This window comes from Salmonella sp. 2020_1459 (assembly GCF_043847915.1).
GTDB classification, from domain to species: Bacteria; Pseudomonadota; Gammaproteobacteria; order Enterobacterales; family Enterobacteriaceae; genus Salmonella; species Salmonella enterica.
The window spans coordinates 388855-412406 of the sequence record NZ_JBCMFA010000001.1; the positions used below are offsets into that span (position 1 = coordinate 388855).

Here is a 23552-nt window from a genome sequence, read left to right on the forward strand (position 1 = left end):
TATTAGCCTGGACGATCGGATTTGACCGCCCTTTTCTTTTGCTTATTCCGGCATTGAAGCATCGCTATCCATTGCATCGGCAAACTTTTGCATTAGCCGAACAAAGACATCAAGTTCATCCTGAGGCCAGTCTTTAAAAACAACTTTGCCCATTTGCTCTCGCGCAGCGTCTATACGCTCCGTCATCGCCTTTCCTGTACGGGAGATAACGGCCTCGCGTATACGACGATCGATGGCATTATGCTGCCGTATTATCAACCCCAGCTTCTCCAGTTTGGCGATCTGTCGGCTTACCGTCGTATAATCACGACCGGCACGTTCGGCTAACTCAACAACGCCAATCGGCCCTAAACGTTCGATACTAATAAGGATCGAAAATAGCGCGCGATCGAGTTGAATGCCCGCCTCTGCAATTAATTTCTCATCATTACGAGGCCGGTTGAGCGCGCTCACCACGCGAATCAACGCACCGTGAAGCGCCTTCATTTGCTCGGAAATATGTGTATCTTGCACATTTTTATTTTCTGACATAGCATGTCTCCTCTTATGTGCATAATACACATATTGGAGAGACGATGACAACATACACCACTACAGATGTACTGATCTGCGGCGCTGGCGTTACCGGGCTTACTTTAGCCATCGAACTGGCGCGTCACGGGGTCTCATTTCGCCTGATTGAGAAAAGAACGACGCCTTTTACCGGTTCCCGCGGTAAAGGTATTCAGCCGCGAACGCAAGAAATCTTCGAGGATATTGGGATACTCAATAAAGTGGTCGCCGCCGGCGGGCTCTATCCCCGATTACGAACCTACCGTCATGACGGAAGCTATGTAGATTCAGATATTGCGCATCATACAAAACCGACCCACGCCGAACCCTACCATCTGCCATTGATGGTTCCACAGAACGTGACAGAAACGATTATGCGGGAGCAATTAAAAGCATGGGGACATCGGGTGGAGTTCGGCTGCGAATTACGACATTTTGCGCAAACCTCACGCACGGTCACCGCGTATGTTGCCGGGCCGGCTGGAGAAGAGGTCATCATCGCGCATTATTTGATAGGCGCGGATGGCGGCGGAAGCTTTGTCAGAAAAAAATTAGGCGTCAGCTTCCCCGGCCGTACGTTGGGAATCCATGCGCTTGTGGCTGACGCTTCGCTTTCCGGTCTGAACCGGGATATATGGCACCATTTTAACGATGGCGATATGGCGCGGATGATAACGATTTGCCCTCTCGCCGGCACGCAGCTCTTTCAAATCCAGGCGTTGTTGGCCCCGGACGACTCGCAGAATTTCTCAGCCGACGTGCTCACGGCTTTTCTTACTGAACGAATCGGGCGGACGGATGTTCGCATCCATTCGATTCCCTGGGTATCGAAGTACCAGATGAATGCGCGCATAGCGGAACATTACCGTGTGGGTAAGGTATTTTTAGCCGGTGATGCCGCTCATGTGCATCCGCCGACGGGTGGGCAAGGATTAAATACCAGCATCCAGGATGCCTATAACCTGGGGTGGAAAATGGCAGCCTCGCTGCGGGGCGCAGGAGAAGAGCTTCTCGATAGCTATGAACAGGAACGCCGCCCGGTAGCCGAATCACTGCTCCACCTTTCGACCCGATTACTTGACTCTCAAAAACAGGGTGGCATCAAACGAGAACGCGACGTTCAACAACTTGACATCCAGTATACCGACTCCCCCTTAGCCCACACGTTGCCCGAACGTCAGCATGGGTTACAAGCGGGAGAAAGAGCTCCGGATGCTCCTCTTTTGGGCGCCGGCGGCCAATCATTACGATTATTTCAGTTACTACAAGGTCCGGACTGGAATCTGTTGGCCTACGAAACCCACGGTAAGGTCATCGATGCGCGGCGAGGACTGCGTATTCATCACATTGGCGAGCAGGACGAGCTCATCGATACCCTGGGGCACTTCCGGGAATCCTATCATCTGGCGCCGGGTCAATGCGTGGTGATTCGACCCGATGGCTATGTCGGCGCATTCTTTCACGGCAAACAGAGCAACGATATTGAAAATTATCTCTCTCGTTTTGCCATAGGGATTAAAGATGAATACTAATGTCTATGAGAACACCGACAGCGAAACTATCACCCCGCTCAACAAGCGGCGTATTTTGCCTGTTTTCCTGCTTGTCGGCCTTTACGCCGCCAGTACAGCGGCTGTAATGTCGGTACTGCCTTTTTATATCCGCGAGATGGGCGGTTCGCCGCTTATCATTGGAATCATCATCGCCACTGAAGCTTTTAGCCAATTTTGTGCGGCGCCCCTGATTGGCCACCTTTCCGATCGCGTTGGCCGCAAGCGAATATTGATTGTCACGCTGGCTATTGCGGCGATAAGTTTACTATTACTCGCCAACGCGCAATGTATCCTGTTTATCCTGCTCGCCCGCACGCTTTTTGGCATTAGCGCCGGGAATTTGTCAGCCGCCGCAGCCTATATTGCCGATTGTACGCACGTCAGAAATCGGCGTCAGGCAATCGGTATCCTCACAGGCTGCATTGGTTTAGGCGGTATTGTCGGGGCAGGCGTTTCCGGGTGGTTATCGCGTATCAGTCTGAGCGCGCCGATCTACGCCGCCTTTATACTTGTCCTTGGGTCTGCCCTGGTCGCGATTTGGGGGTTAAAAGACCCTTCCACAACATCACGTACCACAGATAAAATAGCGGCGTTCTCTGCCCGCGCTATTTTAAAGATGCCTGTCCTTCGCGTCTTAATCATCGTAATGCTTTGTCATTTCTTCGCCTATGGCATGTACTCTTCACAATTACCTGTTTTTCTTTCTGACACCTTCATCTGGAATGGGCTTCCCTTTGGGCCAAAAGCGTTAAGCTATCTGTTAATGGCGGACGGGGTTATTAATATTTTCGTTCAGCTATTTCTGTTAGGTTGGGTGAGCCAATATTTTTCGGAGCGAAAGCTAATTATCCTCATCTTCGCCCTTCTTTGTACTGGATTTCTCACTGCGGGTATCGCCACGACCATACCTGTGCTTGTTTTTGCTATCGTTTGTATTAGCATCGCTGATGCGCTAGCCAAACCCACTTATCTTGCCGCCTTGTCCGTCCATGTATCGCCTGCCCGACAAGGTATCGTCATCGGAACGGCGCAGGCATTAATCGCAATCGCTGATTTTATATCCCCCGTATTGGGCGGATTTGTCCTGGGTTATGCTCTGTATGGCGTCTGGATCGGTATAGCTATCTCTGTCGCCATTATTGGTCTGGTGACGGCAATGATTTACCTTTCAAAAAGTTCAGTGCTAATAGTGAAACCAGAAACAGAATAATGTGACAACGTCACAAACATTATTGTTCACTTCTTCCCTTATTTATCAAAAGTATTGTACTTATATTGAATGTTTAAGAGGTATTTATGGAAATTATGCTGGCTGGCATTTGCCCTTGTAAAGCGCGGGGAAAGCATGAAAAAAACATATCTCGTTGTTATCGTACTGTTTTTCATTTCTACAAAAGTTTATACACTACTTCATAACAACATCTTCTTTTGTCGAAACAGCCCGGAGTGTGATTTGTCTCATGTTCTCCCCGACTACCGGGAGCAGATTTCAGGCACATCGCTAAAATATACCTTGATTAATACAGCTCCATTAGCACAGGTGGTAGTCAGACACTATGAATTATTATCGCAACACTGGTCGCCAGATGACATGGTAACCCCTGCGCAATGGCGACATAACGTTGATATTTATATCCCTGAAACGGCAAAAGAGCACCATGCTTTGGTGGTTGTAAACAACGGAATTAATTATGATAAAGGCGTACAAATCACTGGTAAACCCGGTGATTTCCCCCAGGAAACACTGGCAAGCATCTCCCGTGATACGAATACCATCGTAATATCAGTGAGTGATATACCTAACCAATATTTAACCTTTCAGGATGATAAAAAACCACTGAAAGAGGACGAAAGCGTTTCCCGAAGCTGGGCATTATTTATGGAAGCGCCGGAGCAACGTAAGTTAATGCCTTTAAATATTCCTATGGTCACTGCCCTATCGCAAGCGATGAGATTAGCAAAAAAGGAGTTAACGCAATGGAATATAAATTCCTTTATCATTACAGGTATTTCAAAGCGTGGGTGGACCACCTGGTTGTCAGCTATCGCCGATCCTGATGTTGAAGCAATTGTTCCCTTCGCCATTGATCTACTTGATATTGATGCTTCACTTGAGCATATTTATCAATCATACGGTGGAAATTGGCCCATTACATTCTACCCCTACTACCAGCAAGGCATAGATGAGAAAATAAAATCCCCCACATTTACCCAACTAAGGCAAATAATAGATCCGTTAAGATATCTCAATACTATTTATCAACCCCGCCTTGCAATACCGAAATATATTATTAATGCAAGTGGCGATGATTTTTTCGTACCAGACAACACTCGCTTTTATTATAGCAAACTTCCTGGCGTAAAATCATTACGTATAGTGCCTAATATGAACCACTACTCAATTAACCAGTTCGCTGAAGAAAGCCTCGTTCCATTTATTAATAGGTTTCAAAGTAAAAAAACATTACCACAGTTGATCGGCCTTATTCACCACCATCTTCTTACGGTCTATTTCTCAGAAGCGCCGGTAAAAGTCGTTCGCTGGACAGCCAACAATCCAAATGCGCGTGATTTTCGTTATGCCTGTGGCATCCGCTATCAGCCGCTTACAATAGATATTCCCGCCAACAATAAGATCAGTATTACGTTAAATGAACCGAAGACAGGTTGGGAAGCTACCTATATCGAAGCCACTTTTAATGATGGCTATGTCGCCACGAGTCAGGTTTATATTACGCCCGATGAAAAATACCCACAGACAGCGCCACCTTCTGTTAACGCTGCATGTCAAACGTTACCGGGGCGTGGATTAGGGGAAAACGATAGTCTCGATTGAATTTTCAATTAATTGTATGATTTTAAAGAACTTTATCCATCGCACTTGCGATGGATAAAAATCCTCTGCGATAAATTTTTGTTATATTGATCACGTTCTAACCACAAGAGAGGTGATTTGAAAATAACCTTAAAATATTGTGGTCAGGCCGCTAGACCACAATAAGAGGATTAATCATGAAAAGAAAAACAATGGGATGGTTTATCGTTTTTCTTCTATTTATAGTTTACATGCTCAACTATATGGATCGTTCAGCATTGTCGATAACTGCCCCCTTGATCGAAAAGGAGTTAGGATTTAACGCCGCGGAGATGGGGATGATCTTCAGCGCATTTTTTATCGGATACGCCCTGTTTAATTTTATTGGTGGCTGGGCCAGCGATAAAGTTGGGCCAAAAACGGTTTTTCTCATCGCAGCGTTACTATGGTCTGTATTCTGTGGCTTAACTGGTTTAGTCACCGGATTGTGGACAATGCTTATCGTGCGCGTTCTTTTCGGTATGGCTGAAGGACCGGTCAGCGCTGCCGGAAATAAAATCATCAATAACTGGATTTCCCGAAAGGAGTCTGCCACGGCGATCGGAATTTTTAGCGCCGGTTCCCCGCTCGGCGGCGCGGTGTCCGGGCCGATAGTGGGCCTGCTGGCGTTATCCTTAGGCTGGCGCCCCGCATTTGGCATTATTTTCTTATTTGGCCTGGTCTGGGTACTACTGTGGTACTTTATCGTTAGCGATAAGCCAACAATGAGTAAACGCCTGGCGCCGGAAGAACGCATTGATTTTGAAAATCATGAGGACGTTATTTTATCTGATGATGGCCGGGCTACGCCTTCACTCGGCTATTACATGAAACAACCAATGGTATGGGCGACAACTCTGGCTTTTTTCAGCTACAACTATATTCTTTTTTTCTTCCTGACCTGGTTCCCAAGTTACCTGAACCATTCGTTACATCTCGATATTAAAGAAATTAGTATCGCCACGGTAATTCCCTGGGTCATCGGCGCCATTGGTATGGTACTCGGCGGCGTCTGTTCTGATGTAATTTATCGGATTACCGGTAATGCTCTGCTCTCACGTCGACTTATTCTGGGCGTATGTCTGGCAGGCGCGGCGGTATGTGTTGCCGTTTCCGGTACCGTTAGCACTATTGGTAGCGCAATTACGCTCATGTCAGTTTCACTCTTTCTGCTCTATTTAACAGGCCCAATTTATTGGGCGGTTATTCAGGATGTTGTTCATAAAGATAAGGTAGGGAGCGTCGGAGGAGCCATGCATGGCCTGGCTAATATATCCGGTATTATCGGTCCGCTTGTCACCGGTTTTATCGTTCAATTTAGCGGTAAATATGACTATGCGTTCTATCTGGCTGGTGCTATCGCTATCGTTTCAAGCCTGTTGGTCTTCGTGTTTGTAAAAAGTAAAGGATTCAAAGCCAATGAAAGTCAAAGCTGTGTTCATTAATAAGCCTGGTGAAGTTGAAACCCGCTGGGTGGATTATCCCCATAAGAAAAAAAATGAAGTATTAATTAAGGTTGATGCTGCAGGCATTTGCGGATCGGATATCGGGGCTTTTCGTGGAACGAACCCACTGGTTACTTACCCAAGAATTATTGGGCATGAAGTGACCGGAATTGTTCTTCAGGAAGGCGCCGGAATGCCGGACAATATTAAAGAAGGTGACCGCGTAATTGTTGACCCCTATATTTATTGTGGTCACTGCTACCCTTGCTCTGTCGGCAGAACTAATTGTTGTGAAAATTTAAACGTCATTGGCGTGCATGTCGATGGCGCAATGCAGGAGGTGGTTACTCATCCCGCACATTTAATTCATAAAATACCAGATAATGTGCCTTCTGAAATGGCGCCGCTGGCAGAACCGCTGACCATCGCTCTGCACGCGCTGCATCGGGCAAACGTTAAGGCTGGGGAATATGTTGCCATCATCGGCGCGGGGGCCATTGGTCTTATGGCGGCATTAAGCGCGCGTCATTACAAGGCAACGCCTATTCTGATCGATATTGTGGAAGAAAGGCTACGCTATGCGCAAAAGCTTGGCGTTCCTTATGTTCTGAACGCCGCTGACGATCAGGTTATCGACGCTATTAAAAATATCACCCACGGCACCATGGCGCAGGTCGTGATAGAAGCTTCCGGCGCAAATAGCGCTATTCGAAATACGCTTGATTTAGCATCGTTTGCTGGTCGTATTTCGTTTACCGGATGGCCAAAACAGGAAACGTCGCTGCCGACGAACCTGATCACCTACAAAGAACTGGATTTACGCGGTTCCCGCACCAGTGCCGGTGAATTTGATGAGGCATTACGCATGCTGTCAACGCTGGAGATTAATCCGCAAGATGTTGTCAGTAAGGTCGTCAATCTTGATGAGATCCCTGATGCAGTTAAAGAACTTGATCGCTATCCGGAGCGCTACTTAAAGATTAATGCTGTTTTCCATTGATTTACGGCAAGCTCCACCGCATGGCATATCCGCCATGCGGTGTTATTTACCGACAAACTTAGCCGCCGACAATCTTTCTCACATAGCGTAAATGTTCCAGAGATCCCTCATAGGCGCTGTCAGCATCAGACTGGCGCATCGCATCCACTATCGCTTTATGTTGTTTGTTGAGATTAAGTAAAACATTTCTGTCTCCAGACTGCTCATCAAGCCCGGCATAAGGGATATTAATCCGTTGTTCCCATAACATACGGGACATATCGAACAACACCCGGTTACGGCTGGCCTCAGAGATCGCAAGGTGAAACTCTTTATCCAGCGAGTAAAAGCCGTGGACGTTATTATCGTTAATGGCTTGATCCATACGATGATAAATCGCCTCTATTTGGTTGATGACGTCAACGTTATCGTTTTGTGCGGCTAAGCGCGCACAATGGCTATCGACCAGCTCGCGAGTAGAGAGAATTTCTTCAATGGTATAGTCGCTGGCAAGGTGTTTTTTATCTGAAACGATAACCCCATTACCGGACTGAATCACGATCCATCCCGAGATCTCCAGTACAATAAGGGCTTCTCGCAAGGAGGCGCGGCTCACGCCAAGCTGTTTTGCCAGTTCGCGTTCTGGCGGTAAAAAAGTTCCCGGTGGAAAAATATTATCATTGATCAGCTTAATGATGAGGTTGGCTATCTTCTGATAGAGCCTCTCCTGCCTGACCTCAGGTATAACCATGCGCCCTCCAATCCATATCCAGGGGATTTTGAATGGATTTAGCATACCATCCTGGCGCTGGTGATCGTGATAATTAATTACCGTGCATGATAAAGAGAAGCAACCGCCGGTAGCCTCCATTACCTTCGCCGAGACTACCGGGGAAACTAAACCGAGATGAGCTATTTATCCTTTGACGTTGATTTTCTCGAACACGGGCGCTGTCGCGTTCTTAAACTGAGAAAGAGACCAAGTTTTATAGTTGATATCATTGTAGCCGCGCACCATCATCTCACCGTGCGTTAAGTCAGACAGCGTTGTCCAGACCGTATATTCTGAGACCGGTTTGCGGGTGGCGTTGCCTTCCCCTTCACTCCCCATATAATCAACCGTAATATTTTTCGGACGATCGAAACGGCTCATAATATGCGCAAGCGTATTCATTGCATCGTGGGCGGATGTCGCTTGCGGCGCATATGTGGTGTAATAAACGCCGCGTATAAAACGGGAAACCGACGTATCGGACGATGGCAAGTCTGCAATAGCAATCCCGCTATCAGGCTGCATCACTTTTATCCCGCCCAGTGTGCCTGAAGAGCGGTCCACATTGGTTAATTGCGTATAATTATTCAGATTTGTCAGATGCCAGGGGAATGCGGGACCATTTGTCATCACGCGAGTGGGATTGTCATAGACATGGAATTTGCTATTTTCCACTTCAACGACAATGCTTCCTCCTTTCTTGTCGTAAAACGCATAATGAAATGGCGATTTCAGATCGCCAAACCGATGCAGTTCCGGTGACCAGAATTTGCCCTCTTTTATTGCCTGTTTTACCTCGCCGACAGTAGCAAAACGGGCCAGCGCCCATTCTCCCAACGAGGTGACAGGAATTGCCTGTTTATATTCACTCGCAGGCAATGGCGGCAACTGCGCATTCATGATCATGTTTTCACTAAATGACAATCCCGCGCTATTCATGCCTTCAAGTATGTCTCTGCTATCGCCATCAGTAATGGTGGAAGTAATGGCCAGTATCGGATACTTCGCCTGATAGCTTATCCCCTGGCTGCCATCCGGCGTTTTTTTATCAAACTGTGTTCCCGCCGGGTAATACGTTAACCATGAGGGTAAATCCTGCATATATTCCAGCGTACGCCCATGAAAAATATCGCCTTGTTTATCCTGAATAGCAAGGGTTGTGCAGGCCTGTGCAGCCATGGCGTATGAAAACAGCGCCGGAGCGATAAATAAAATTGCTTTACTTTTTTTCATCATGCTCTCCTTGTTTGTAAAATGGATTGGATGAATATATTAAATTAAACCTATCAATGGTTATGCAGCACGTAATTAATTGTGATCTTATTTTACAAGCTAATAAATTTAACTGACGGGTTTAAAGGAGAGTTAAACACAGCGAACTAACATGAAACGCGTTATCCGTGTGACCATTTAAAAAAATCCCATCATGTTATAAATAAAAAACACGGTTTCTTATCAACATTAAGAGATATCTTCACAACGCTATATTTACTCCACATCACCAATAACATTAAATTAATTTATGTTTTTGAGTAATGTGAGTAGCACACATGTAATCAGTTGTTACGAATTAGAAACATAATTGCTACTAAAACACGTTGAGAAAGACAAGAAATGCAACATATGATGCCCACACTAACTATAGTGGTTTGGGATAAACGTTATGCAAACACAAGATACATTTTATCAAGTTATGCGTAGACACGGCGTGACAAGGCGTAGCTTCCTCAAGTTTTGCAGCCTTACCGCAACGTCTTTAGGCCTGAGCAGTTCGATGATTCCTCAGATAGCTTATGCCCTGGAGAATAAACCGCGTACGCCAGTGATATGGCTGCATGGTCTTGAATGTACCTGCTGTACCGAATCTTTCATTCGCTCTGCGCACCCGTTGGCAAAAGATGCCATTTTGTCGCTCATTTCCCTGGATTATGACGACACCATTATGGCCGCCGCAGGGCAACAAGCTGAGCAGGCGTTGGCGGATGTGATGCGTGAGTACAAAGGAAATTATATCGTTGCCGTGGAAGGTAACGCGCCGCTGAATGAAGATGGGATGTTTTGCATACTGGCTGGCGAGCCGTTCCTGGAGAAGTTAAAACGCGTCAGCGCGGATGCTAAAGCGATTATCGCCTGGGGGTCCTGCGCATCATGGGGCTGCGTGCAGGCAGCCCGTCCCAACCCAACTAAAGCTACGCCGGTTCACAAATTAATTACCGATAAACCCATTATTAAAGTGCCAGGCTGCCCGCCTATACCTGAAGTGATGTCCGCCGTTATCACCTATATGCTGGCATTTGATCGCATCCCTCCCCTTGATCGTCTTGGACGACCAAAAATGTTTTATGGCCAGCGAATTCATGACAAATGTTACCGACGCGCGCATTTCGATGCCGGTCAGTTTGTGGAAGCGTGGGATGACGAAGGCGCCAGAAAAGGGTATTGCCTGTACAAGATGGGCTGTAAAGGCCCGACCACCTATAACGCCTGTTCAACCGTTCGCTGGAATGATGGCGTGTCTTTTCCTATCCAGTCGGGTCATGGATGCCTCGGATGTTCGGAAGATGGATTCTGGGATTACGGTTCTTTTTACAGCCGGGCAACGGGCATTCCGCAAACCGGCATTGAAGCTACCGCCGATAAAATCGGACTGGGCGTTGCCGGCGTCGCGGGCGCTGCCGCCATCGCTCACGCCACGGTGAGCGCCATAAAACACGCCCGCAATAAAAACAACACGTCATCAGAAAACGCTCCGGAAGAGAAAAAATAATTATGGCATATCCTTATCAGACTCAGGGTTTTACGCTGGACAATAGCGGACGGCGAATTGTGGTCGATCCGGTTACTCGCATCGAAGGGCATATGCGTTGCGAAGTGAATATCGACAGTAATAATGTTATTACTAACGCCGTGTCGACCGGCACCATGTGGCGCGGCCTGGAGGTTATCCTGAAAGGTCGCGATCCGCGAGACGCCTGGGCATTTGTTGAACGCATTTGCGGCGTCTGCACCGGTACACACGCTCTGACCTCAATCCGTGCCGTAGAAAATGCGCTGGGAATCGCGATTCCGGACAACGCAAACTGTATCCGTAATATGATGCAGGCTACGCTACACGTTCACGATCACTTGGTGCATTTTTATCATCTGCACGCGCTGGACTGGGTTGATGTGGTTGCCGCCCTGAAAGCCGACCCGCATCAGACCTCCGCCATCGCGCAAAGCCTTTCCGCATGGCCGCTATCCTCGCCGGGATATTTCCGCGATTTGCAAAATCGACTGAAGCGGTTTATCGAGTCCGGTCAACTTGGCCCTTTCCGTAATGGCTACTGGGGACATCCGGCGATGAAACTTCCGCCGGAAGCCAATTTGCTGGCGGTCGCCCACTATCTTGAAGCGCTCGATTTTCAAAAAGAGATCGTAAAAATTCACACCGTTTTCGGTGGTAAAAACCCGCATCCTAACTGGCTGGTGGGCGGCGTTCCTTGCGCCATCAACCTTGACGAAACGGGCGCGGTCGGCGCAGTGAATATGGAACGCCTGAACCTTGTCAGTTCCATCATCCAAAAAGCTCGCCAGTTCTGCGAACAGGTTTATCTTCCGGACGTCTTGCTGATTGCCAGTTATTACAAAGACTGGGCAAAAATCGGCGGCGGGTTATCGAGCATGAACCTGCTGGCTTATGGCGAGTTTCCGGATAACCCTAACGATTATTCCGCCAGTAATCTTCTGCTTCCGCGTGGGGCTATCATTAACGGTCGTTTCGACGAAATTCATCCTGTCGATTTAACCGCCCCCGATGAGATTCAGGAGTTTGTCACTCACTCCTGGTATACCTATGGTAACGGCAATAACGATAAGGGCCTGCATCCGTGGGATGGTCTGACCGAACCGCAACTGGTCATGGGCGAACACTATAAAGGCACAAAAACCTTTATCGAACAGGTGGATGAGTCCGCTAAATATTCATGGATTAAATCGCCGCGCTGGAAGGGACATGCGATGGAGGTAGGTCCGCTGGCGCGTTATCTGATTGGATATCATCAAAATAAACCGGAATTTAAAGAACCCGTGGATCAACTGCTTAGCGTATTAAAGCTGCCTAAAGAAGCGCTCTTTTCTACATTAGGACGTACTGCCGCGCGTGCGCTGGAATCCGTATGGGCAGGCAATACGCTGCAATATTTCTTCGATCGTCTGATGCGTAACCTCAAGTCCGGCGATACGGCGACGGCAAACGTCACGCTCTGGGAACCCGATACCTGGCCTACATCGGCAAAAGGCGTTGGTTTCAGCGAGGCGCCGCGCGGCGCGCTGGGCCACTGGATAAAAATTGAAAATCAGAAAATCGACAGCTATCAGTGTGTGGTACCGACAACCTGGAATGCCGGGCCGCGTGACGATAAAGGTCAAATTGGCGCGTACGAAGCGGCGTTAATGGGGACTAAACTCGCCGTTCCCGATCAACCATTGGAGATTTTACGTACTCTGCACAGCTTCGATCCCTGCCTGGCCTGCTCCACCCATGTTATTGATAATCATGGAGGGGAGCTGGTCAGGGTTCAGGTACGATGACGACGATTCGGAGGTCTCAATGCATCTCAAAGAAATAACCAGCCAGGGGTACTATATCTATGAAGCGCCGGTCCGTTTATGGCACTGGATCACGGCGTTATCCATTGTCGTCCTGGCTGTTACAGGATATTTCATTGGCCGCCCCCTGCCATCGATTCAAGGTGAAGCGACCTTTATGTTTTGGATGGGCTGGATACGACTGATCCATTTTACCACGGCGTATATTTTTACTGTCGCGCTGCTGTTTCGTATTTACTGGGCATGTGTCGGCAATGAGTACGCCAGGGAGATGTTTCTGGTTCCGTTCTGGCGCCGCGCCTGGCGCAAAGGCGTTATCAGCGAAATCCGCTGGTATTTTTTCCTCGAAAAAGAGGCCCATCGTTACTATGGACATAATCCGGTAGCGGGACTGGCGGTAATGTTCTATTTCTGGATGTCCGTACTGATGGTGTGTAGCGGCTTTGCGCTCTATGGCGAAGGACTTGGAACAGACAGTTGGGCGTATCAATGGTTTGGCTGGATGATTCGCCTGACTGGCAACGATAGCCTCGCGCTGCATTTCTGGCACCGGCTGGGCATGTGGTTCATTATCGCCTTCGTCATTGCGCATGTTTATACCGCTATCCGCGAAGACATTATGAGCCGACAAAGCGTGATTTCCGTCATGATAAGCGGCTGGCGCTGGTTCAGGTGATAACAATGGCAGAAGTAACAATCTTAGGGCTTGGCAACCTGCTTTGGGCAGATGAAGGGTTCGGCGTCAGAGCGGCGGAAAAGCTGTTTGAACAGTATGCCGATAACGAGAAAGTTGACGTTGTTGATGGCGGTACGCAGGGGCTGGCGCTGCTGCCCTGGCTGCAACAGACCGAAAAACTGTTAATCATGGATGCTATCGATTTTGGTATGGCGCCAGGTTCGCTGGCGATGTTTCGTGATGAACAGGTTCCCGCCTATCTGACGGCGAAAAAACTCAGTTTACATCAGACCAGTTTTTCTGAAGTGCTGGCATTGCTGCAATTAACCGGCGGCCAGTTATCGGAGATTGTGCTGATTGGCGTGCAGCCGGAATGTCTGGATGACTATGGCGGGAGTCTTACGCCGCAGGTAAAGGCGCAACTGATGCCTGCGGTCTATCTCGCGCAGGAAGTGCTGGCGCAATGGGGTATCACCGCCTCTTCAGCGGCCTTGCCCACTGAAAGACTCAATCATTACAGCCTGTGTATGGAACGCTACGAAGATGAACGCCCAGATGCGCAAAGCGCTTGCCGGGTCGGCGATATTCGGGTGCTACAGAGAGAGAAATCATAATGTGTATCGGCGTTCCTGTGCAGGTTATTTCACCCGGTCAGTGGTTCGCCAAATGCCGCGACCGACACGGCGAGCTTATCGACGTTGATATTCGGCTTGTGGCTCCCCCCTTAGCAGGCGCATGGCTGCTGACATTTGGCGGCGCAGCACGACGAGAAATGGACGAAGCGGAAGCCGCTGAGGTACTGGCGGCGCTGGACTCACTGGAACAGGCCATGCTCACGCAAAGCGATCCGCTGACCGGTTTTGCCGATTTATTGTCTCGCACGCCTGAATTACCGGAGCATTTAAAAAAATGACTATCTCACCCCAAAATCCTGTTTGTCCACTGGCGGATAAAGGCTTTCTGGTTACCGATGCGCAAACGCTCCCGTCGTTGATTAATGCGCATCCGACTGTGCTGGTTTTGCTGCAAAGCGACCCCAACAAACATCCGGAAGTCGCCGACAGTTGGGTCATCATCCCGGAGATCCTCAAGCAATTTCCGGCGACGTCTTATACCGCGGCATTTGCGGATAGCGAACAGAGTGAACTGATCGCCCGGGAGTATCGCATTCTGAAATATCCGGCGCTGCTTTTCTTTCGCCAGCACCGTTTTGTCGGCAGTCTGGCGGGATTATATAGCTGGCAAGAATACTCTCAGCGGGTGGCCGCATTGCTGACCACACCGGGCTATCGTCAGGATATTCCCGTTATCACGCAATAGAATGAAAGGTAACACACGTGAATTATTCCAGAACTATTCCACTCGTTAATATTGCCGGACCAGGCTCGCAGCCAGAAGAGGAAGACTTTAACTTTCTTCCTATCCCCGCCGGCATTAATCTCCCGCTGACGCCGGTTTTACCGGAACAGGCGCTGCCCGCTGAGCTCCGTGTTGCCAGACACATCCTGACTACGCTTATTCGCGATATGGATAACCCAGTGGCAACGCTCCCCTTTCCCCTGAGCTATAAGCTGAATGCCACTGAGCAACAGAATAGCGGTTTATTGGATCAACTGCTCGGCGAAGGTGAAATCTCCGCCCGGGTACTATTATCCGATGGAAAAGAACAGCGTATTCAGGAGACGGTTTTTACGGGCGTCTGGCGTGTGCGTGAATATAACGCTGACCAGCAACGGGTTGCCGATGAAATTATCATTGGCCCGATCCCGGAGAGCATCTGGCAGACGCATCCGCAGCCGCCGATTACGCCAGAATTGCCGCCACAACCGGCGGGATTGATGAATGGCGCCTTTATCGCGCATGAAATAGCCGAGCGCGTAAAACAGCCGGTAAAAGAGCCGCATATCATTAACTTAACGCTGTTGCCAGTAAACGATGCCGATCGCGAGTATCTGGATCATTTTTTAGGCGAAGGCTGTAGCGCTATTTTTTCACGCGGATATGGTAAATGCCGGATTGTAAGCACGCATTTTCCCGGCGTATGGCGGGTCAATTATTTCAATGATATGAACACATTACTGCAAGATATGATTGAGATAGCGGACATTCCTGATATCGCCGTTGCAGGCATCGACGATATCGAAGATGCCTACGCGGGGCTAAAAAATACGTTGGAATGGTTGAAAGAATACCCGGTCACAGAAAATGAGCCAGTGGTGCGCATGGAGTGCAAAGTATGTTGGTGGGTTTACGACCCTGCGCTGGGCGATGATGTATGGCAAATTCCACCCGGCGTGCCCTTCAACCAGTTACCTGATTACTGGTGCTGTCCGGTTTGCGAAACCAGTAAGTCCGGGTTTATGGTGATCGATGAAGGTAATAATTCGTGCAAAGATTGACCGTCTATTCTCACCCGCTACGGATTATCTGGCAGGAGGCGCCGATCGGTCGTTTGCTACAGGGCGCAACGCCGGTATACGCAAAAACGCTAATTTCACGTTTGTTTACGTTGTGCGCTCAGGCGCACAGCGCGGCGGCGGCTTTACTGTTGTTTCCTGAAAAGAAGCCAGATATGCAGGCCGCACAACAAGAGCTGGCGCGAGAAACGCTCCGTCGCGCGTTGACAGACTGGCTCCCCCTGTTTAGCCACCGACAGGCAACCGCTGAAGAATGGGCGTTGTTACGTCGCGGAGAGTTATCCCCGCTGGCAAGCACAATCTTTTTTGACGATGATCCTCAGACCTGGCTTGCCGCTGGCGTAAAGGGCTGGGAAGCCTGGTTTTTGCAAGAGCGTTCTGAAACCGCCCGCTGGCTGGCGGCAGTACAGAATATCATTACACCTACACTACCGATGGCATCGTCCCCGGACCATACGTTAATAACCCATGGTCCCCTGGATGTCTCGCCTCTGGCTATCGAATATCCGCTGCTGTCAGCCTGTTGTCTTAGCGGTAAAACGACTGCGCTACGTCTGCTGGCCCGCTGCATTACGCTCGCCCGAAGTTTGAGCGCCCTTCCCACCCTGCGCTGGAATCGTTTTGATGATGGCGAATGGAAAATAGCGGTAGTGGAAACCGCGCGAGGATGGTTAGTTCATCAGGCCAGACTGACGACGTCAGGCAATATTCTTGATTACCGTATTATCTCGCCTACCACACGTCACGCCCAACCTGACGGCGTCATTGCTCGCGAACTGGCCACTATTCCACTCTCATTGTGGTCGCAACAGTTACAGGTAATTGATCCTTGTGTCGCCGTAAATATTGTTGAATGAAGGAGCTGGCCCATGCATGAATTAGCCCTGGCGCAAAATATTATCGAATTGCTGGAGGAACAGGCAGTAAATCACCAGTTCAGCAAGGTAAAGCAAGTCTGGCTGGAGATTGGCGTTATGGCCTGTGTTGAGGTGCCGGCGCTGCATTTTGGCCTGGACGTCGCCGCTCGTCATACCCTTGCTGACAATGCGCGTTTCCACATTACTATCGCACCGGCGCAAGGTTGGTGTCTGTCCTGTAATCAACCCTTCACCTCTCAAACATCCACACTCTGTTGTCCCTTTTGTCATTCAGGCAAAGTGCAGATAGATGACAGTAGCAGAATGCGCATTCGCGAGATCGAAGTCGAATAGTCAACGAATAGGCAATAAAAAAGGACGCCAGAAGCGTCCTGAAATAATAAAAGAATAAATTAACAATAATAAAGGTTAAGCAGTGACCCAGTTTTGGGAAAAGGAGGGTATCCCTAAACTGTCTTAATCAGCAAGTTTTATCAAAACTCGTAGACTAAGCCGAGCGCCACGGTGTTGTCTGTATTAGGATTCGATGGGTTGCCATCTTTTAGCAGATTGATTTTGTAGTCAACATACGCGGACATATTTTTATTGAAGTAGTAATAGGAACCCACATCAATATATTTCACAAGGTCGAACGAACCCAGTCCATCAACATCATTGGCTCTGGATTGCAGGAATGCCAGTGACGGGCGTAAGCCATTATCAAATTGATATTGCCCTACCATTTCCCAGTTATCGGTTTTATGTGCAAAGCCGCCCAATGTATCGCCCATATAGGTCATATCATAAGTACGGGTATAGTTTGCCGCCAGGTAAATATTATTGGCATCATACTTCACGCCGCCAGTCCAGGCTTCAGCGCGGTCGCCATTGTCGTATTTATCTTGCGTCATCTGATCAAGCGTGCGTTTGGAACTGGTATAGGCTGCCCCCAGGCTCACCCCCATGCCCAAATCATATGTCGCTGATGCCCCGAAACCATCGCCATTCTGGTACGCGATACTTTTTCTGGCATTATTACTTAAAGGATCGCCTTCTTTCGACAGGCCGTCATTTTTACCCTGATACTGCAACGCAATATTCAGACCATCAACCAGACCAAAGAAATCATTATTGCGATAAGTCAGAACGCCATTCGCGCGTCCGGTCATAAAATTATCGGAAGCTTCATACGAATCATTACCAAATTCAGGCAGTACGTCAGTCCATGAACCAATGTCGTATAACACGCCATAGTTACGACCATAATCAACAGACCCCATATCGGCAAATGCCAAACCAGCAAAACCGAGACGCGTCCAGCTTTGCGGGGAACCGCTGGAGTCACCATCTTCCGGACGATTGGCGTTGACCTGATACTCCCACTGTCCAAAACCGGTTAGTTGATCGGTAATTTGAGTCTCGCCTTTAATACCCATACGGATATAAGATTGATCGCCATCCGTACTATGATTACTGGAAAAATAATGCAGGCCGTCGACCTTGCCATACAAATCCAGCTTATTGCCATCCTTGTTATAGATTTCTGCTGCGTTGGCGGCTCCAGCCATCATTACGGCTGCGGCTACCGCAGATAACACCACTACTTTTTTCATTTTATATGCCTTATTTGTCTTATTTTTGGACTTTCCGCAAAACCTGCTCGCGGAACTGTCCAGGACAATATCACTAACAATTACCGTGCGTTAAGTTTCAAAGTGTAATATTAGCTTGCTATGTATTAGTGATGTTAAAATGCAAGTTAAGCATGACTACATCAATGATATGCCCTGTTTTCTGCTGTAATAACAAGGGGGTTACCAGTAGAGAACTGGCTTACGGTCGGGGATGCCAGGGCGAGAATGGCACTGAACACTCGGCTGACATTCGTTAAGACGGAATCATAATCAAGTCAGTTGAGGCCACAGTCCTTCTTATTTTTGTGTATAATTTGTTACGTTTACATTTATTTCTAAATTAGCGTTATGAAAATATCAGTACTACTGAAATAGCACTTCTTCGCTTCGTGTATTTTTACTATGGTTAATTATCACATAGCGCAAACGGTCATTTGCATATCACTATTCATAAGATTAACTATTTACCAGCGGTAATAAACATAAAAGTAAGTCAATGGACAACAACAATACTGAAACTCTAAATGTTGATATTTTGAGTCATGTCGTTACAAACAAATACGATATTCTTAATTGCACTACTCCCTTTTCGGGGTAGTTTTATAGAAGGATGTTTTTTATTGTTCGTGAGCCATGCTCCTTTAGTATAAAAGTGAACGTAACAGGAAAGATAAAGCGTCTCAAAAACAGACCATATGGGTATAACTATTATGCAAAAAACGTCACTATTGTTTTCTGCCGCCGCGATAACGTTAACTCTGATGGCGTCATCGGCATCAGCGGCAACGCCAACCGCCGCACAAAATGAAGCTACGTCGACCGTTAAACAAAAAATTACAGAAGGTATTAACCGCTACCTTTATTCAATAGATAAGGCAGACCCAACGTTAGGCAAGCAGCTCTTTTATGTTTCACCGGAAACCAGTTTTATTCATCCACGCGGTCACGAACGCGGATGGTCGCAGATCGCTGAAAATTTTTATGGCGCCACTATGGGTAAAACCTTCAGCAAACGCACATTAAAACTGGACGCTCCCCCTGCTATTCATGTGTATGGCAATGCCGCCGTTGCAGAGTTCGACTGGCATTTTACCGCGGTACGCCGTGATAATGGGCAGACTCAACACACGACAGGCCGCGAAAGCCAAGTGTGGGCGAAGATACCAAACACAGGATGGCGAATCGTTCATGTCCACTACTCCGGTCCAGCCAAAACCGGCGTTGGAGAAGGCTATTAAGCTTTGCTCTTCAGGTTATGGCGCAGATGAACATTCTGCGCCAGTTAAGACAAACTCAGGTCAGTTGATAGTGCTTATCCGGTATCCGTTTTGCCGGAATATCCCTTTCATCATTCATTTGCAGTAAATCGATTTCTATCGCATTGCATATCGCATCCAGCGGTAAATCATTATTTTCAGTACCGAACGGATCCTCCAACTCTTCCGCTAACGCATCCAGCGCGATAAACGTATAAGAAATAAGCACCGAAATAAACGGCGTCATATAGTGCAGATCAACCACCAGTGCAAATGGCAACATAATGCAGAAAAGATAAACCGTACGATGCAAAATTAACGTATAGGCAAAAGGCACCGGCGTGTTGGCGATGCGTTCACAGCCGGCCAACACTGACGACATATCATTTAAACGGTTGTTGAGGCTATGAAATAAAATATCGGAAAGCTTTCCGCTGCGGCGGCGAATCGCCAGCCACTCTCCCATCAGCAATAAGATACGATTAGCGGGCGAATGGGAAGCGACAACTTTCTGTAACGCGCCCTGGTCAAGATAGTTTCCCAGAACTTGCGTTTGAGGCTGTCGACGCAATGTCATACGCAAACAGTGGGCAAAAGCGATTTGTAACCGAATAAAATCCTCGATACCGCGTTCATCAGGTAAGGTTGTTTTCACCTCACGCAGTATTGAGCGTGAAGCGATCATCAACTGCCCCCACAAATGTCGCGCTTCGACGTAACGCGCATAACAGGCATTATTGCGAAACCCAAGAAAAATGGCGATAGCGACGCCCAGTATGCTAAACGGCGCAAGGGTAAACTTAATACCCAGCATTGTGTACCAGGGCAGCATGATAATAACGGCGATAGAAAGAAGAAAGTTAAGGAGCAGTCGTGAAAAGATTTTAGATAACACGGAACCATGCCAGACAAATATCAGGCGAATCCAGTGCTGTTGTGGTCTAACGATCATGATTATCTTCAGCAGGTAAAAAAGCACTGTCATTAAACGTGATCCAGATCAAGGTTGCAAGCTTCTGGTGATACACAGATCCCCTGCCCTGTAGAACATTTTTTTGCACGGTGCTGACGGGCGTTGAAAAAAAACAACCAAATGTATGTTGTAACTAAAAAGACACTTCAGCACATGAGATATATGACGGTCAACGGCTGCTATCAGTGGTATAGGGTGATTTATCGGGGAAAGCGTCAGCAACGACGCGCTGCTCTACCGCTGATTCATTTGTATGACCAGCCAGTAATGGATAACGCTGACAATATACTGTTGCTGCGCTTCGCTCAGCGGTTCTCCCTGAGGTATCTGGTGCCACTTCGCCAGGCACCCGCGACAGCAGGTTGCCGTCGCATGTTGCGCGATAAATACCGGATGGCCCCGCATCGGCGTTTGCTTACCATCATTCGCCGGGTGAGCTGGCGCCAGTCGCTGGGCGATAAAATCGGCGGCGTGTTTATCAATTACCTCCGCGCCTTTATCCCAGCAATATTGTCTTTCTTTTATCCCGAGACGAAAACGCGAACGAAATGTCGATCGCGCCAGGCGGGCAAAGAGCGGTTCAAGCGCATTCATCAGTATACCGAACGTCCTAACGTTTGTGTTAATTGCTCAAGCGCGGCGATACCTGCCAGAGAGTTTCCCGCAGGATCCAGCTCCGGACTCCAGACGGCAATCGCCATTTCATGCGGCACAATGGCGACAATACCGCCGCCCACGCCGGATTTAGCGGGCAATCCCACCCGCCAGGCAAACTCTCCGGCATTCTGATACATACCGCTGGTCGCCATTAGCGCATTAATCTGCCGGGCCTGCATGGGGGTAACTACCGGCTCGTCGAGATGAAACGCCTCGCCCTGATTCGCCAGAAAGACAAACGTCCTCGCCAGTTCCATGCAGCTCATTTTCAACGCACAGTAGTGGAAGTAATTTTGCAACACGGTAGGCACATCATGATGAAAATTACCGAATGATTTCATCAGCCAGGCAATCGCGGCGTTACGGGCGGAATGCTCAAATTCAGAGCGCGCGACCGTAGCGTCATACGTAATATCCGATACGCCGCAAAGCGCGCGCACAACTTCCAGCATCCGCTGACGCGGCGCGCTAAGCCGCCCTTGCAACATGTCGCATACCACCAGCGCGCCCGCATTAATAAATGGATTACGCGGGATGCCTTGTTCCATCTCTAACTGAACCAACGAATTGAACGGCGAGCCGGAAGGATCTTTTCCGACGCGCAGCCAGATCTCCTCTTCCGGATAATGACGCATCGCCACCACCAGACTAAGCACTTTCGAAATAGACTGAATAGAGAAGCGTTCGTGCGCATCGCCCGCCTGATAATGCTGCCCGTCCACGGTACAAATCGCTATCCCCAGCTTTGAACCCTCGACGGACGCTAATGCCGGAATATAGTCAGCGACTTTGCCCTGGCCAATGAGGGGGCGAACGCGCTGTAAAATCGTCTCTAAAATTGCATTATCCATGGCCCTGGCCACAACATGCTCCTTGCTCGCAGGTCTGAAAAGGCCTGCGAGTATAGCAGAGGGCGCCACGCGACGTCAGGGCGATTAGACGCGGTTCTTCCAGACGGTCTGCACATTACAAAATTCGTGTAAACCAAAGTGCGAAAGCTCGCGACCGAAGCCGCTTTTCTTCACCCCGCCGAATGCCACACGCGCATCGCTGGCGCTGTACCCATTAATGAATACCCCACCGCACTCAAGACGCGCCGCCATCTCCGCGGCCAGCGTATCGTCGGCGGTAAAGATCGTCGCCGACAGGCCAAACTCACTGTCATTCGCCAGCACGAGGGCGTGCGCCGCATCTTTTGCAACGGTAATGGCGGCAACAGGCCCAAAAAGTTCCTGACGAAATGCCGTCATGTCAGGTGTGACATCCGCCAGAACGGTCGCGGCATAATAGTTGCCCTCCCCGGCGATTTTCTCGCCGCCCAACAGTAGCCGTGCGCCTTCGGCGACGGAAGCCTGCACCTGTTGATGGAGTTCATCACGCAGATCAAAGCGCGCCATCGGCCCCAGGTCATTCTCTTCAACCAGAGGATCACCCATCTTTAATGCTGCGGCAGCCGCTACAAAGCGATCGGTAAACGCCTGCGCAATGCCCTCTTCGACAATGAAACGTTTGGCGGCGGCGCAGACTTGTCCGGTGTTTTGATAGCGTCCTGCAACCGCAGCTTTTACCGCCAGCTCGAGATCGGCATCATTGAGTACAATAAACGGATCCGAGCCCCCCAGTTCCAGTACGCACTTTTTCAGCGCCGCCCCAGCCTGAGCGCCAATCGCCGCGCCGGCGCGCACGCTACCGGTCACCGTCACCGCCGCGATTCGCGGATCGTTAATCATCTGACTCACGCCCTCATTATTGGCGTTCACCCATCCATAGACGCCAGCGGGAGTACCGGCTTCCGTCAAGATTCGGGCTATCATCTGCGCGCAACCCGTGACATTGGGCGCATGTTTTAACAAGTAGCTATTCCCCGCCAACAGTATCGGCACTGCCCCGCGTAACACCTGCCATAAAGGAAAATTCCACGGCATTATCGCCAGAATGACGCCCAGCGGACGGTATTCAATCACCGCCTGCTGATTTTCTACCAGCGTAGGCTCAGGATTCAGCATTGCCGGGCCATGTTCCGCATACCAGTCGCATAACGCGGCGGATTTCGTCACTTCCGCACGCGCCTGCTTTATGGGTTTACCCATTTCACGCGTAATACATTGCGCCATCTCTTCTGCATGAGCGCGAAGCGCCTGACCAATATCGCGTAATGTTTGCGCCCGTTGCGCTACTGATGTCATTTTCCACTTTTTGAAACCGCTCGCCGCCAGACTCAGCGCATGTTCAATCTCTTGCGCGTTAGCCCAGGGCATTGCCGCCAGCGTCTGGCCGGTCGCAGGATTAACGGATAACGCCTGTGTTGCAGTCATCATGGTCATGTTCTTTCTCTCG

Annotated in this window: 23 protein-coding genes; 15 read left to right on the top strand and 8 right to left on the bottom strand. The window is 49.0% G+C overall.

Annotated features, from left to right (window positions below; genetic code table 11):
* Positions 1–42: 42 nt before the first annotated feature.
* A complete protein-coding gene (locus tag ACH0VJ_RS01975) occupies positions 43–531 on the bottom strand; it encodes a MarR family winged helix-turn-helix transcriptional regulator (protein ID WP_001293630.1) in 489 nt (162 codons plus the stop codon).
* A gap of 44 nt (positions 532–575) precedes the next feature.
* Between ACH0VJ_RS01975 and ACH0VJ_RS01980 the strand changes: the two genes are divergently transcribed.
* From ACH0VJ_RS01980 to ACH0VJ_RS02000, 5 genes are all read left to right on the top strand, one after another.
* Positions 576–2084, top strand: a complete 1509-nt coding sequence (locus tag ACH0VJ_RS01980) for an FAD-dependent oxidoreductase (RefSeq protein ID WP_000214836.1) — start codon at positions 576–578, stop codon at positions 2082–2084.
* Entirely contained in the window at positions 2074–3315 is a 1242-nt protein-coding gene (locus ACH0VJ_RS01985) for an MFS transporter (RefSeq protein WP_001095738.1), read from the top strand. The genes ACH0VJ_RS01980 and ACH0VJ_RS01985 overlap by 11 nt, the downstream gene beginning before the upstream one ends.
* A 69-nt stretch (positions 3316–3384) precedes the next feature.
* Positions 3385–4941 carry a PhoPQ-activated pathogenicity-related family protein gene (locus ACH0VJ_RS01990; protein WP_000476921.1) on the top strand — a complete coding sequence of 519 codons (1557 nt, stop codon included), beginning with the start codon at positions 3385–3387 and terminating at the stop codon, positions 4939–4941.
* 176 nt (positions 4942–5117) lie between these two features.
* Positions 5118–6404, top strand: a complete 1287-nt coding sequence (locus tag ACH0VJ_RS01995; RefSeq protein ID WP_000824227.1) for an MFS transporter — start codon at positions 5118–5120, stop codon at positions 6402–6404.
* Positions 6379–7404: a zinc-binding alcohol dehydrogenase family protein gene (locus tag ACH0VJ_RS02000; protein WP_000864938.1), complete on the top strand. Its 1026-nt coding sequence runs from the start codon at positions 6379–6381 to the stop codon at positions 7402–7404. The genes ACH0VJ_RS01995 and ACH0VJ_RS02000 overlap by 26 nt, the downstream gene beginning before the upstream one ends.
* A 58-nt stretch (positions 7405–7462) precedes the next feature.
* Here ACH0VJ_RS02000 and ACH0VJ_RS02005 read toward each other — a convergent pair whose 3' ends face one another.
* Positions 7463–8254: a FadR/GntR family transcriptional regulator gene (locus tag ACH0VJ_RS02005; protein ID WP_000388417.1), complete on the bottom strand. Its 792-nt coding sequence runs from the start codon at positions 8252–8254 to the stop codon at positions 7463–7465.
* A 45-nt stretch (positions 8255–8299) separates the two neighbouring features.
* Positions 8300–9391: a choloylglycine hydrolase family protein gene (locus tag ACH0VJ_RS02010; protein WP_000976496.1), complete on the bottom strand. Its 1092-nt coding sequence runs from the start codon at positions 9389–9391 to the stop codon at positions 8300–8302.
* A gap of 427 nt (positions 9392–9818) precedes the next feature.
* Between ACH0VJ_RS02010 and ACH0VJ_RS02015 the strand changes: the two genes are divergently transcribed.
* Genes ACH0VJ_RS02015 through hypA form a run of 9 tightly spaced genes read left to right on the top strand, consistent with a single transcriptional unit; the run spans position 9819 to position 17049 of the window.
* On the top strand, positions 9819–10922 hold the full coding sequence (locus ACH0VJ_RS02015) for a hydrogenase small subunit (protein WP_001194448.1): 1104 nt from the start codon (positions 9819–9821) through the stop codon (positions 10920–10922).
* A gap of 2 nt (positions 10923–10924) precedes the next feature.
* Positions 10925–12727, top strand: coding sequence for a nickel-dependent hydrogenase large subunit (locus ACH0VJ_RS02020; RefSeq protein WP_000331200.1), 1803 nt, complete (start codon positions 10925–10927; stop codon positions 12725–12727).
* Complete coding sequence (gene cybH, locus ACH0VJ_RS02025; RefSeq protein WP_000924456.1) at positions 12678–13421, top strand: Ni/Fe-hydrogenase, b-type cytochrome subunit; 744 nt, start codon at positions 12678–12680, stop codon at positions 13419–13421. Before ACH0VJ_RS02020 ends, cybH begins: the two co-directional genes overlap by 50 nt.
* Before the next feature lie 5 nt (positions 13422–13426).
* A complete protein-coding gene (hybD, locus tag ACH0VJ_RS02030; protein WP_000852664.1) occupies positions 13427–14035 on the top strand; it encodes a HyaD/HybD family hydrogenase maturation endopeptidase in 609 nt (202 codons plus the stop codon).
* On the top strand, positions 14035–14334 hold the full coding sequence (gene hypC, locus ACH0VJ_RS02035) for a HypC/HybG/HupF family hydrogenase formation chaperone (RefSeq protein WP_000334904.1): 300 nt from the start codon (positions 14035–14037) through the stop codon (positions 14332–14334). Before hybD ends, hypC begins: the two co-directional genes overlap by 1 nt.
* Positions 14331–14741, top strand: a complete 411-nt coding sequence (locus ACH0VJ_RS02040; RefSeq protein WP_000155985.1) for a hydrogenase — start codon at positions 14331–14333, stop codon at positions 14739–14741. The genes hypC and ACH0VJ_RS02040 overlap by 4 nt, the downstream gene beginning before the upstream one ends.
* A gap of 17 nt (positions 14742–14758) precedes the next feature.
* Positions 14759–15820: a hydrogenase expression/formation C-terminal domain-containing protein gene (locus tag ACH0VJ_RS02045; protein WP_001109926.1), complete on the top strand. Its 1062-nt coding sequence runs from the start codon at positions 14759–14761 to the stop codon at positions 15818–15820.
* Complete coding sequence (locus tag ACH0VJ_RS02050; RefSeq protein ID WP_001189401.1) at positions 15808–16695, top strand: ATP/GTP-binding protein; 888 nt, start codon at positions 15808–15810, stop codon at positions 16693–16695. The genes ACH0VJ_RS02045 and ACH0VJ_RS02050 overlap by 13 nt, the downstream gene beginning before the upstream one ends.
* Positions 16696–16707: 12 nt before the next feature.
* Positions 16708–17049, top strand: coding sequence for a hydrogenase maturation nickel metallochaperone HypA (hypA, locus tag ACH0VJ_RS02055; protein WP_000544772.1), 342 nt, complete (start codon positions 16708–16710; stop codon positions 17047–17049).
* A gap of 140 nt (positions 17050–17189) precedes the next feature.
* Here hypA and ompC read toward each other — a convergent pair whose 3' ends face one another.
* The gene (gene ompC, locus ACH0VJ_RS02060) at positions 17190–18308 is read right to left on the bottom strand and encodes a porin OmpC (protein ID WP_000758335.1); all 1119 of its coding nucleotides are present in this window, start codon (positions 18306–18308) and stop codon (positions 17190–17192) included.
* A 716-nt stretch (positions 18309–19024) separates the two neighbouring features.
* Between ompC and ACH0VJ_RS02065 the strand changes: the two genes are divergently transcribed.
* Positions 19025–19567 carry a DUF4440 domain-containing protein gene (locus ACH0VJ_RS02065; protein WP_000513124.1) on the top strand — a complete coding sequence of 181 codons (543 nt, stop codon included), beginning with the start codon at positions 19025–19027 and terminating at the stop codon, positions 19565–19567.
* A gap of 55 nt (positions 19568–19622) precedes the next feature.
* On the opposite strand, the gene ACH0VJ_RS02070 is transcribed toward ACH0VJ_RS02065, so the two are convergent.
* The 4 genes from ACH0VJ_RS02070 to sad form a co-directional block, all read right to left on the bottom strand.
* A complete protein-coding gene (locus ACH0VJ_RS02070) occupies positions 19623–20537 on the bottom strand; it encodes a bestrophin family protein (protein ID WP_023196380.1) in 915 nt (304 codons plus the stop codon).
* A 255-nt stretch (positions 20538–20792) separates the two neighbouring features.
* Complete coding sequence (locus tag ACH0VJ_RS02075) at positions 20793–21152, bottom strand: DUF4186 domain-containing protein (RefSeq protein WP_000992449.1); 360 nt, start codon at positions 21150–21152, stop codon at positions 20793–20795.
* On the bottom strand, positions 21152–22078 hold the full coding sequence (gene glsB / locus ACH0VJ_RS02080) for a glutaminase B (protein WP_000090080.1): 927 nt from the start codon (positions 22076–22078) through the stop codon (positions 21152–21154). The genes ACH0VJ_RS02075 and glsB overlap by 1 nt, the downstream gene beginning before the upstream one ends.
* 72 nt (positions 22079–22150) lie before the next feature.
* On the bottom strand, positions 22151–23539 hold the full coding sequence (gene sad, locus ACH0VJ_RS02085; RefSeq protein WP_000178412.1) for a succinate-semialdehyde dehydrogenase: 1389 nt from the start codon (positions 23537–23539) through the stop codon (positions 22151–22153).
* Positions 23540–23552: the final 13 nt, after the last annotated feature.